This is a genomic window from Pseudomonas palmensis (assembly GCF_017848315.1).
GTDB classification, from domain to species: domain Bacteria; phylum Pseudomonadota; class Gammaproteobacteria; order Pseudomonadales; family Pseudomonadaceae; genus Aquipseudomonas; species Aquipseudomonas palmensis.
Map to the genome: position 1 here is coordinate 1 of NZ_JAFKEC010000096.1, position 11016 is coordinate 11016.

Below are 11016 nucleotides of genomic sequence, written 5' to 3' on the forward strand. Positions count from 1 at the left end.
CCCCGCCACGCCCGCCCAGGGTCAGCACATTGTTGCCGGCCACCCGCCCCAGAAAACGGCAGAACTGCTCGATCACCTCCAGCGCCACCGGGTCGTCGTGCAACGCCGCGTCGGTGATCTGGGCCGGCGTGCCCAGCGTGGGGGCATGCCCGTCCAGTGCACAGATGGCGTGGTACAGGCGCAGCAGCCCGCCGCCACTGAGCACGGTTTCGGCGCTGACGTGGCCGGTGTCCAGCGCGATCGCCTGGCGAATCGCCGCCTCGCGCGCACTGCCCACCGGCAGGTCGACATGCCCGCCCTCACCCGGCAGCGCCAGCCAGCGCTGCTCGCCAAGGCCAAGCAAGGTCCCGACACCCAGGCCGGTACCCGGCCCGATCACCACCGCCGGACGGGTGGTGTCCGGGGTGCCGGCGCACACATTGCGCACTTCATCCGGCTGCAGGCGGGTCATGCCCAGCGCCATGGCGGTGAAGTCGTTGATCAGCAGCAGGTGCTCGACCTGCAGGTTGGCGCAGAATGCCTTGCGGCTCAGGCGCCAATGGCTGTTGGTGAAACGAAATTCATCGCCGCTGACCGGCCCGGCCACCGCCAGGCACACCGCCGCCACCTCGCCCTTGGCCAGGCCCTGCGCGGCCAGGTACACGCCGATGGCCTGCTCGGGGCTGGTGTAGTCAGCCGTGGGGAACACCTGCACCGCGTGCAGCGCGTTGTCGCGCCACAACGCGAAGCGGGCATTGGTGCCGCCTATGTCACCGACCAGTGCGACCTTCATTTGAAGTTCTCCAGGGCCGAGGTGAAGGCGCTGGCGCCCTGCTCGGCCGAGCTCAGCGCCACGCGCAGGAAGCCGAACAGCTCGCGCCCGCAGCCCAGGTCATTGCCCAGCGGCGCTGCCGGCAGCTCGCGAGCGGCCAGTTCGGCCGGCTCGACGCGCACCTGCAAGGTGCCGGCCACGCCGTCCACGCGCACGATGTCGCCATCGCGCACCCGCGCCAGCGGGCCGCCATCGAACGCTTCCGGGCACACATGAATGGCCGCCGGAATCTTGCCCGAAGCCCCCGACATGCGCCCGTCAGTCACCAACGCGACCTTGAAGCCGCGGTCCTGCAGCACACCCAGGAACGGGGTCATCTTGTGCAGTTCGGGCATGCCGTTGCAGCGCGGGCCCTGGAAGCGCACCACGGCGACGAAATCGCGCTCCAGCTCGCCGGCCTTGAACGCATCGGCCAGTTCCTGCTGATCGTGGAACACCCGCGCCGGGGCTTCGACCACCTGGTGCTCGGCCGCCACCGCAGACACCTTCATCACCCCACGGCCAAGGTTGCCTTGCATCACCCGCAGGCCGCCCTCGGCGGAGAACGGGTTGGCCACCGGACGCAGGATGCTTTCGTCAAGGCTGGCCTCAGGGCCTTCGCGCCATACCAGCCTGCCGTTGTCCAGGAACGGCTCCTGGGTATAACGGCGCAGGCCGGGGCCGGCCACGGTGTTCACGTCTTCGTGCAGCAACCCGGCATCGAGCAGCTCGCGGATCAGGAAGGCCATGCCGCCCGCCGCCTGGAAGTGGTTGATGTCGGCCTTGCCGTTGGGGTACACGTGCGACAGCGTTGGCACCACCTCGGACAGGTCGGCCATGTCCTGCCAGGTCAGCTGGATGCCGGCCGCCTGGGCAATCGCCGGCATGTGCAGGGTATGGTTGGTGGAGCCGCCGGTGGCGTGCAGCGCGACGATGGAATTGACCAGCGACTTCTCGTCGACGATCTCGCCCAGCGGCATGAAGTTGCCACTGGCCCTGGTCAGGCGCGTGACCTGCTGCGCGGCCTCTACGGTGAGCGCATCGCGCAGCGGCGTGTACGGGTTGACGAACGAGGCACCGGGCAGGTGCAGGCCCATCACTTCCATCAGCAACTGGTTGGTATTGGCCGTGCCGTAGAAGGTGCAGGTGCCGGGGCTGTGGTAGGACTTCATTTCCGACTCCAGCAGCTCTTCGCGACTGGCCTTGCCCTCGGCGTAGCGCTGGCGCACGTCGGCCTTTTCCTTGTTGGAGATACCCGAGGGCATCGGCCCGCCCGGCACGAACAGCTGGGGTAGATGGCCAAAGCGCAGCGCCCCCATCAACAGGCCCGGCACGATCTTGTCGCAGATACCCAGCAGCAGCGCCGCGTCGAACATGTTGTGCGACAGCGCAATCGCGGTGGACATGGCGATCACTTCACGGCTGGCGATGCCCAGCTCCATGCCCGGTTCACCCTGGGTGACGCCGTCGCACATGGCCGGCACCCCGCCGGCAAACTGGCCCACCGAGCCGATTTCGCGCAGCGCCTGCTTGATCTGCTGGGGGAAGTGCTCGTAGGGCTGGTGCGCCGAGAGCATGTCGTTGTAGGCCGAGACGATGGCGACGTTGGCCGCGTTCATCATGCGCAGGCTGTGCTTGTCGTCGCTGCCGCAGCCGGCCACGCCATGGGCGAAGTTGGCGCATTGCAGCTTGGCGCGCATCGGGCCGTCGCTGGCCGCCCCGCGAATCAACTGAAGGTAGCGCTCGCGGGTAGGACGGCTACGGGCGATCAGCCGTTCGGTGACCTCAAGAATGCGCGGATGCATGTACTGGACTCCAGGCTAAGGGGCAGCAACCTCTGCGGCGGTTTCCCTTACAAACGATTGCGACCTAGGCTCAAGGCAGGGGCGCGAATGTAGGTGGGTAACGGCTTGGCCGGTCACTCGTTGTAGATTGAACAAAATACTGCCAGCAAAAAGGCTTGTTTTCTATTTTTTTACGAATAATCTTGTAATTCCAACAACAAAATCAGATTCAGGCTCTTTCCGGGGCTCAGACAGTCTGCCAGAGGTAGCTCCATGACATTACGTATCGCAATCAATGGTTTTGGCCGCATCGGCCGCAACATTCTTCGCGCACTGTATACCCAAGGCTACCGTCAGGACCTGCAGGTCGTCGCCATCAACGACCTGGGCGACAGCTCGATCAATGCGCACCTGCTCAAGTACGACAGCGTGCACGGGGCATTCGATGCACAGGTTCACAGCGATGGCGAGAGCATCACGGTCAACGGCGACCGAATTGCCGTCAGCGCGATTCGCAACCCCGCCGAGCTGCCGTGGCAGGCGCTGGGTGTGGACGTGGTGTTCGAATGCACGGGCCTGTTCACCGAGCGCACCCGGGCCGCGGCCCATCTTACTGCCGGGGCACGCAAAGTCATCATCTCGGCCCCCGGCAAGGGCGTGGACGCAACGGTGGTGTACGGGGTCAACCACGACATCCTGCGCCCCTCGCACCAGATCATCTCCAGTGCTTCGTGCACCACCAACTGCCTGGCGCCGGTGGCGCAGGTACTGCACCGCGAACTGGGCATCGAACAGGGCCTGATGACCACCATCCATGCCTACACCAACGACCAGAGCCTGACCGACGTGTACCACAGCGACCCGTACCGGGCGCGGGCGGCCACCCAGTCGATGATCCCGAGCAAGACCGGCGCAGCCGAGGCCGTGGGCCTGGTGTTGCCGGAACTGGCCGGCAAGCTGACCGGCATGGCCGTGCGGGTGCCGGTGATCAACGTGTCGCTGGTGGACCTGACCCTGAACGTGACACGCGAGGTCAGCGTGGAAGAGGTCAATGCGCTGATGAAAGAGGCCAGCCAGCACTCGAAGATCCTCGGTTACAACACCCTGCCGCTGGTGTCGTGCGACTTCAACCACAACCCGCTTTCGTCGATCTTCGACGCCAATCACACCAAGGTGGCCGGCAAGATGCTCAAGGTGATGGCCTGGTACGACAACGAATGGGGCTTTTCCAACCGCATGCTGGACAACTGCCTGGCGCTATGGGAGGCGCGATAGTCTCAAGCCGCAAGCTTCAGGCGGCAGGCAAGCCGGGGGGTAAGCCTGCTTTTCCTCCTGCCGCCTGGCACTAAAAGCTTGCCGCTGCTTTTCCCCCTTGACCAACAGCATTGATGATAAGCATTATCATTCGCTGAAATCCCGGTCAGGTATCGCTGTGAGTCAGTCCCACTTCAACGCCGTCTTCCTCGCCCAGCGGGTCACCCTGCTACGCACCCTGCAGCGCATGGTCGACAACCCCAGCACCGCCGAAGACCTGCTTCAGGAAACCTACCTGCGCGTCACCCGCGCCCTGGGCGAACGCCCCATCGAGCACCTCGAACCCTTCGTGTTCCAGACCGCCCGCAACCTCGCCCTGGACCACCTGCGCGCCCGCCGCGTGCAAGCCCGCACCCTGCTCGACGATGTGCCCGAGGCGGTGCTGCACAACGTGGCCGCCAGCCACGGCAGCGCCGAGGACGCCACCCACGCGGAGCAGTTGCTGCGCCGCCTGAGCACCTCGCTGGGCGAGCTCAGCGCCCGCCAGCAGCGCATCTTCATCCTCAGCCGATTGCACGGCGCCAGCTATCTGGAAATCGCCGAACAACTGAAGGTGTCCGCCAGCACGGTTCAGAAGGAACTGAAACTGATCATGGCCATCTGTGTAGGCGTAGCCGATCGTCTCAATCGCGATTGAGCCTGCTTGCCTCACATGCCGATACACTTGATCATTACCTGATACACAAGCATGCCAAGGACCCTCCGTGACCGACAGTGCCCCTGACCGCCCTGCGCCGCCAGACCCGGCTGCCTGCGACAGCGCCATGGACCAGGCGCTGGACTGGCTGATACGCCTGCAATGCGCCACGCCCGAAGACACCCGGGCCTTCGAGGCCTGGCTCGAGGCCGACCCGGCCAATGCCCCGGCCTACGTGCAGGCCGAAGCCCTGTGGCACGGCGACAGCGTGCGCGCCGCCGCGCTGCAGCTGCAGCAACGTCAGCGCCCCTCACGCCTGGCCCGCCTGCGCCCGCACTGGAAGCCGCTGGCCACCGCCGCGGTGCTGCTGGTGGGTGTGTTCACGGTCGGCAACCTGCCCATGCGCCTGCAGGCCGATCACCTGACCGTGGTCGGCGAGCGCCAGCGCCTGGAACTGCAGGACGGCTCCAAGGTACTGCTCAATACCAATTCGGCGTTCTCCAGCAACATCAACGACCGCCAGCGCATCGCCCGGCTGTACCAGGGCGAAGCCTACTTCCAGGTCCCCGGCGGGCAGCAGCCCTTCGAGCTGCGCGCCGGGCCGTTGCGCGCCAGCGTGCGCGACACCGATTTCGCCGTACGCTACCTCGACGGCCAGGCACAGGTGCGGGTGCAGCGCGGCGACGTCGACCTGCTGGGCAACAGCGACCAGCGCATCCGCCTGTCGGCCGGCGACAGCATCAGCCTCGGCCCCAACGGTTTCAGCCAGCGCGAGCGCCTGGACGGGCAAAAGGACCTGGCCTGGATCGAGGGCCGGCTGGTGTTCGAGAACTGCCCCCTGAGCCAGGTGCTGGCCGAGCTGGGGCGCTATTACCCGGGCTGGATCATCAACACCAGCGAGCGCCTGCAGAACGTCGCCGTCACCGGCAACTACCGCCTCGACCAACCCCTCGAAGCGGTGCGCTCGCTGGCCCACATCACCTCCGCACGCCTGCAGGAGTACCCGGCGCTGGTGATTCTGAACTGAATCGGAATCTTTTTTTACGCGATGCCCCGTGGTCACACGTCTCGTTATAGCCAATGCAACTGATTCTTATTTTTGAATCGGCCGCACCTATAACATTCGCGCGACAGGGAGCGCTTTCGATGTCCAGAGGTTTCACTCGCCGGTCTACCGTCTCCACCCGCACAGCGGGCCTGCAACGTTGCACGCTGTCGCTGCTGACCCTGGCCATGCTGGCCGGCGGCGTCTGCAGCCTGCCGGCGCTGGCCGCCGAGCCCGCCCAGGCAGCCAACCCGCGCATGGGTGACTACCGCTTCGCCATTGCCCAGCAGCCGCTGGTGTCGGCGCTCAACGCGTTTACCGCCGTCACCGGCTGGCAGGTGGGGTTGTCCGCCGAGCTGGCCGAAGGTGTCGCCTCGCCAGGCGTGCGCGGCTCGATGCCGCCCGAGCAGGCCCTGCGCCAGATGCTCGCCGGCACCCAGCTGAACTACCGCAAACTCAGTGCCGGCAATGTGGTGATCGAGCGCGCCGCCTCCAATGCCATCACCCTGCAGCAGGTGACCGTCAGCGCCACCCGTACCGCGCAGGACGTGAACCAGGTGCCAAGCACGGTGAGCGTGCAGACCCGCGAGCAGCTGGACCGCAGCAACGTCAACACCATCAAGGACCTGGTGCGCTACGAGCCAGGCGTCTCGGTCAGCGGCGTCGGCCAGCGCAGCGGCCTCAACGGCTACAACATCCGCGGCATCGATGGCGAACGCGTACTGACCCAGATCGATGGCGTGTCGATCCCCGACAGCTACTTCTACGGCCCCTACGCCCAGACCCAGCGCAACTATGTCGACCCCGAGATCGTCAAGCGCGTGGAGATCCTGCGCGGCCCGGCCTCGGTGCTGTACGGCAGCAACGCCATCGGCGGCGCGGTCAGCTACTTCACCCTCGACCCGGACGACATCATCAAGCCGGGCAAGGACGTGGGCGCACGCCTCAAGGCCGGCTACAGCTCGGCCGACGAGAGCTGGCTGACCTCGGCCACCGTGGCCGGGCGCGAGGGCGACTTCGACGGCCTGCTGCACCTGAGCCAGCGCAACGGCCACGAGACCGAGTCCTACGGCAGCCACAGCGGCGATGGCCTGGCGCGCACCGAGGCCAACCCGCAGGATGCGCGCACCACCAACGTGCTGGCCAAGCTGGGCTGGAACTACGCCGACGACGCGCGGCTGGGCCTGACCTACGAGCGCTACAAGGATGATCGCGATACCAACCAACTGAGCGCAGTGGGTGGGCCGTTCATTCCCGGCTTTGGTGCCTCCAACTCCTACCGCGTACGTACCGGCAACGACACCGTCACCCGCGAGCGATTTGCCATCAACCACGAATTTGCCCTGGGCAGCCTACTGGCCGACAACATGAAGTGGAGCCTGAACTACCAGATCGGCAAGACCGACCAGCGCACCGAAGAGGTGTATGCGGCCAGAGGGCGCGAGGTGTTCCGTGATCGCCAGACCCTCTACCAGGACCGTCAGTGGGTACTCGACGCCCAGCTCGACAAAGCCTTCAGCCTTGGCGATACCGAACACCTGCTGACCTACGGCACCACGCTCAAGCAGCAGAAGGTCACCGGTTCGCGCAGCGGCACGGCAACCTGTCTGAATGTGGGCGGTACCTGCCGCGCCGTTGGCGATGCCAGCCCTGGGGACGCCCAGGTCAAGGTCAGCGACTTCCCGGACCCGACCATCAACACATACAGCCTGTTCGCCCAGGACGAGATCCGCTGGAACGACTGGACTTTCCTGCCGGGTGCACGCTATGACTACACCCGCCTCAAGCCCGACATGACCGACGAGTACCTCGGTGCACTGGGCAGCGCCAACAGCGTCAATGACGCCGAGAAGAAATGGCACCGCGTCTCGCCCAAGCTGGGTGTGACCTACGCCTTCAACGACAACTACACCTGGTACGGGCAATACGCTGAAGGCTTCCGCACGCCGACGGCCAAGTCGCTGTATGGTCGCTTCGTGAACCTGGCAGGCGGGTATACCGTGGAGCCGAACCCGAACCTGGAGCCGGAAAAGAGCAAAAGCTACGAAACCGGCCTGCGCGGCAACTTCGATGCGGGGCACTTCGATGTGGCGGTGTTCTATAACAAGTACCGCGACTTCATCAACGAAGACGCCGTGCAGTCGTCCGACCTGGGCAACACCTTCGCCGCCAACAACATCAAGCACGCGACCATCAAGGGCGTCGAGTTCAAGGGCCGCCTGAGCCTGGCGCCTTTTGGCGCGCCAGAGGGCCTGTATGCTCAGACCTCCCTGGCCTATGCCAATGGCCGCAACGACGACACCGGCCAACCGCTCAACAGCGTCAACCCGCTGACCGGGGTGTTCGGCCTGGGCTACGAACAACGCGACTACGGCACCCTGCTCAGTTGGACCGTGGTCAAGCGCAAGAACCGCGTCGATGACACCAACTTCTTCGCCCCCGACGGCAGCAGCGGCCGCTTCCGCACCCCGGGCTACGGCACGCTGGATCTGAGCGGGTTCTACAAGGTTACAGACGACATCACCATCAATGCTGGGGTGTACAACCTTGCCGACAAGAAGTACTGGCAATGGGATGACGTGCGCAGCTACGCCACCGTGGGCAAGGATGGCCTGGGTGAAGCGGCGGTTACCCAGCCGGCCAATCTGGACCGCCTGACCGCACCGGGGCGCAACTTCGCCATCAACCTGGTTTGGGATATCTAGACGCTACGCCGGCAAGGCCGGCTCCCACAGGGAGCTGGCCTGCCGGCGAATGGCCCGCAACCTTTTTTACTATTTCCACGCCCCTCATTCGTCTAGTTACTAACGTCTAGTCACCCGCTCACCATTTCCCAAGGATGCCCCATGACCGCAACCGCCGAACGCCCTGCCCTGCGCTCGCAGCGCCTCAACCAGCTCACCCATGCGCCGCACAGCGAGCTCGATGCGCTGGTCAAGTCCCATGCCCCCTTCGACACCCGCGAAAGCTTCGCCCGTTTCGTGGTCGCCCAGTACCTGTTCCAGTCCGAACTCCAGGCGCTGTACAACGACCCGCAACTGATCGCCATCGTGCCCGACCTGGCCGAGCGCTGCCGCGCCGAACAGGCCCGCCTCGACCTCACCGACCTCGACACCGCAGTACCGGCCGCCTTCCCCGGCGCCGTGCACAACCCGAGCCTGGGCGCCGCCATGGGCTGGATATTCGTCTCCGAAGGCTCCAAACTCGGCGCCGCGTTCCTGATCAAGCGCGCCGTCGGCCTGGGCCTGTCGGACAGCTTCGGTGCCCGTCACCTGGGCGAGCCGGCCGGTGGTCGCGCCGAGGGCTGGAAGCAGTTCACCCGCATCCTCGATGGCCTGGAGCTCAGCGCCGAAGAAGAAGCGGCCGCTGAACAAGGCGCCGTGGCTGCGTTCGAACGTTTTACCGAGTTGCTCAAACACGCCTACGCCACCGCGCCCAAGGCCGAGCTGGCCTGATGCGTGCCGGGCCGGCCAGCCGCGCTGGCAGCCGGCCCTCACCTGTGCAGTCAATGGACCCCATGACCCGCCCATCCACCTCCAAGCTGTCCCGCGTGCTGTTCGGCCTGCTTGCCTATGTAAGCCTGGGCATCGGCCTGGTGGCCATCGTGATCCCCGGCCTGCCGACCACCGAGTTCATCCTGCTCGCGGCCTGGGCTGCCACGCGCAGCTCGCCGCGCCTGAGCGCCTGGTTGGAAAACCACCGGTTGTTCGGGCCGATCCTGCACAACTGGCGCAACGGCAAGGTGATTCAGCGCCGGGCCAAGGTCAGCGCCACGCTCAGCATGCTGCTGTGCGCCGGCCTGATGCTGGTGTTCATCGGCCTGCGCTGGCCGGTAGGGCTCGCCATCGGCGGCATGGCCCTGGGCAACCTGTGGATCTGGTCGCGCCCCGAGCGCGTGCCTGCCGCCCCGCATTTGACCAATCAGCCCTGATGGTCTGCAATGGCCCACCAACGGGAGGGCCAACCATGAGTCATGTTCTCAACAGCATCGTCAGCGCCCTGGGGTTAGCCCAGGATGCGCTTGAGCACCTGCACCTGCACACTGCAGGAGCCCTGCCATCGACATTCGAAGTTACCGAACTGGCCAGTGCCAGCATTGCCGCCACGGGCCTGGCCATTGCCGACCTGCTCGCCGGCCAGACCGGCACGCGCCCCGGGGTGCAGGTGGACCGACGTCTGAGCTCCCTGTGGTTCGCCACCAGCATTCGCCCCCAGGGCTGGAGCCTGCCGCCGCTGTGGGACGCCGTGGCAGGCGATTACCCGACCCGCGATGGCTGGATCCGCCTGCACACCAATGCCGCGCATCACCGCGCCGCTGCCGAACGGGTGCTGGGAGCGGTACACGACCGCGATCAGATGGCCCGGCGGGTTGCCGAGTGGGAGGCAGAGGCGCTGGAAACTGCCGTGGTGGCTGCGGGCGGATGTGCCGCGCAGATGCGCAGCTGGCAGCAATGGTCGGCGCACCCGCAGGGCATGGCGGTCAATGCCGAGCCGCTGATCGATCGCAAGGCTGGGCCGGCTGGCGTACTCAAGGGCTGGACCGGCACCGCGGCGCAGCCGCTCAAGGGGGTACGCGTGCTGGACCTGACGCGCATTCTTGCCGGGCCCGTTGCCAGCCGCCTGCTGGCGGGGTTCGGTGCCGATGTGCTGCGCATCGATCCGCCGGGCTGGGAGGAGCCCTCGGTGGTGGCCGAGGTGACCTTGGGCAAGCGCTGCGCGCGCCTGGACCTGCATGCTGCAGAGGACCGCGCCGTGTTCGAAGGCCTGCTGGCAGGTGCCGATATCCTCCTGCACGGCTACCGCGCCGACGCGCTGGAGCGCCTCGGCTATGGCGCCGAACAACGGCGCAGGCTCAACCCCGGGCTGATCGATGTCAGCCTCAATGCCTATGGCTGGAGCGGCCCGTGGCAGCATCGTCGCGGCTTCGACAGCCTGGTGCAGATGAGCAGCGGGATCGCTCGCGAGGGCATGCGCTGGCGTCAGGGCGAGCGGCCGGTGCCGTTGCCGGTGCAGGCCCTGGACCATGCCACCGGCTACCTGATGGCGGCTGCCGCGATCCGTGCACTGGATGAGCGGCTGCGCAGCGGCTGTGGCGGCTCGGCGCGTCTGTCGCTGGCGCGCACGGCCAAGCTGCTGGTGGACCAGGGCACGGTGATCGAGGACTTGCCGTTGGCCGGCGAAACCGAGGCAGACCTGGCCCCGGCCGTGGAGCAGACGCCGTGGGGGCCGGCCAGGCGCCTGCAGGCGCCGTTGCAGGTGCAAGGCGCGCCGCTGGTATGGGCGCGGGGGGCTTGCGAGCTGGGGTCGGCCGAGCCTCGCTGGTGACCGCCAGAGGCTCTTCGCCGGCAAGGCCGGCTCCTACAGGTTGGTGCGACCTTCTGTAGGAGCCGGCCTTGCCGGCGAACACCTCGACACCGCTCTAAAGCGTCAACCACCCCGCATACAA

The 11016-nt window shown here is 66.3% G+C and carries 9 protein-coding genes; 7 read left to right on the forward strand and 2 right to left on the reverse strand.

What is annotated here, in order from left to right; all coding sequences use genetic code 11:
- Together JZZ72_RS26875 and edd are read right to left on the reverse strand one after the other, a co-directional pair.
- On the reverse strand, positions 1–772 hold a 772-nt coding region (locus tag JZZ72_RS26875), incomplete at its 3' end, for a glucokinase (RefSeq protein WP_210015444.1).
- Positions 769–2595 carry a phosphogluconate dehydratase gene (edd, locus tag JZZ72_RS26880; RefSeq protein WP_043860384.1) on the reverse strand — a complete coding sequence of 609 codons (1827 nt, stop codon included), beginning with the start codon at positions 2593–2595 and terminating at the stop codon, positions 769–771. The genes edd and JZZ72_RS26875, both read right to left, overlap by 4 nt.
- 252 nt (positions 2596–2847) lie before the next feature.
- On the opposite strand from edd, the gene gap reads away from it, so the two are divergent.
- The 7 genes from gap (at position 2848) to JZZ72_RS26915 (ending at position 10895) form a co-directional block, all read left to right on the forward strand.
- Complete coding sequence (gene gap, locus JZZ72_RS26885; protein ID WP_210015445.1) at positions 2848–3849, forward strand: type I glyceraldehyde-3-phosphate dehydrogenase; 1002 nt, start codon at positions 2848–2850, stop codon at positions 3847–3849.
- Positions 3850–4006: 157 nt separating this feature from the next.
- Positions 4007–4525 (forward strand): RNA polymerase sigma factor, encoded by a 519-nt coding sequence (locus tag JZZ72_RS26890; protein WP_043860382.1) that lies wholly within the window; start codon positions 4007–4009, stop codon positions 4523–4525.
- 67 nt (positions 4526–4592) lie between these two features.
- Positions 4593–5552 (forward strand): FecR family protein, encoded by a 960-nt coding sequence (locus tag JZZ72_RS26895; protein WP_054915084.1) that lies wholly within the window; start codon positions 4593–4595, stop codon positions 5550–5552.
- Between the two features lie 119 nt (positions 5553–5671).
- Positions 5672–8275 carry a TonB-dependent receptor gene (locus JZZ72_RS26900; RefSeq protein WP_058541437.1) on the forward strand — a complete coding sequence of 868 codons (2604 nt, stop codon included), beginning with the start codon at positions 5672–5674 and terminating at the stop codon, positions 8273–8275.
- Between the two features lie 141 nt (positions 8276–8416).
- Positions 8417–9025, forward strand: a complete 609-nt coding sequence (locus JZZ72_RS26905) for a biliverdin-producing heme oxygenase (protein ID WP_210015446.1) — start codon at positions 8417–8419, stop codon at positions 9023–9025.
- A 62-nt stretch (positions 9026–9087) separates the two neighbouring features.
- Positions 9088–9501 carry a YbaN family protein gene (locus JZZ72_RS26910; RefSeq protein WP_043860378.1) on the forward strand — a complete coding sequence of 138 codons (414 nt, stop codon included), beginning with the start codon at positions 9088–9090 and terminating at the stop codon, positions 9499–9501.
- 35 nt (positions 9502–9536) lie between these two features.
- Positions 9537–10895 (forward strand): CoA transferase, encoded by a 1359-nt coding sequence (locus tag JZZ72_RS26915; protein WP_210015447.1) that lies wholly within the window; start codon positions 9537–9539, stop codon positions 10893–10895.
- Positions 10896–11016: the final 121 nt, after the last annotated feature.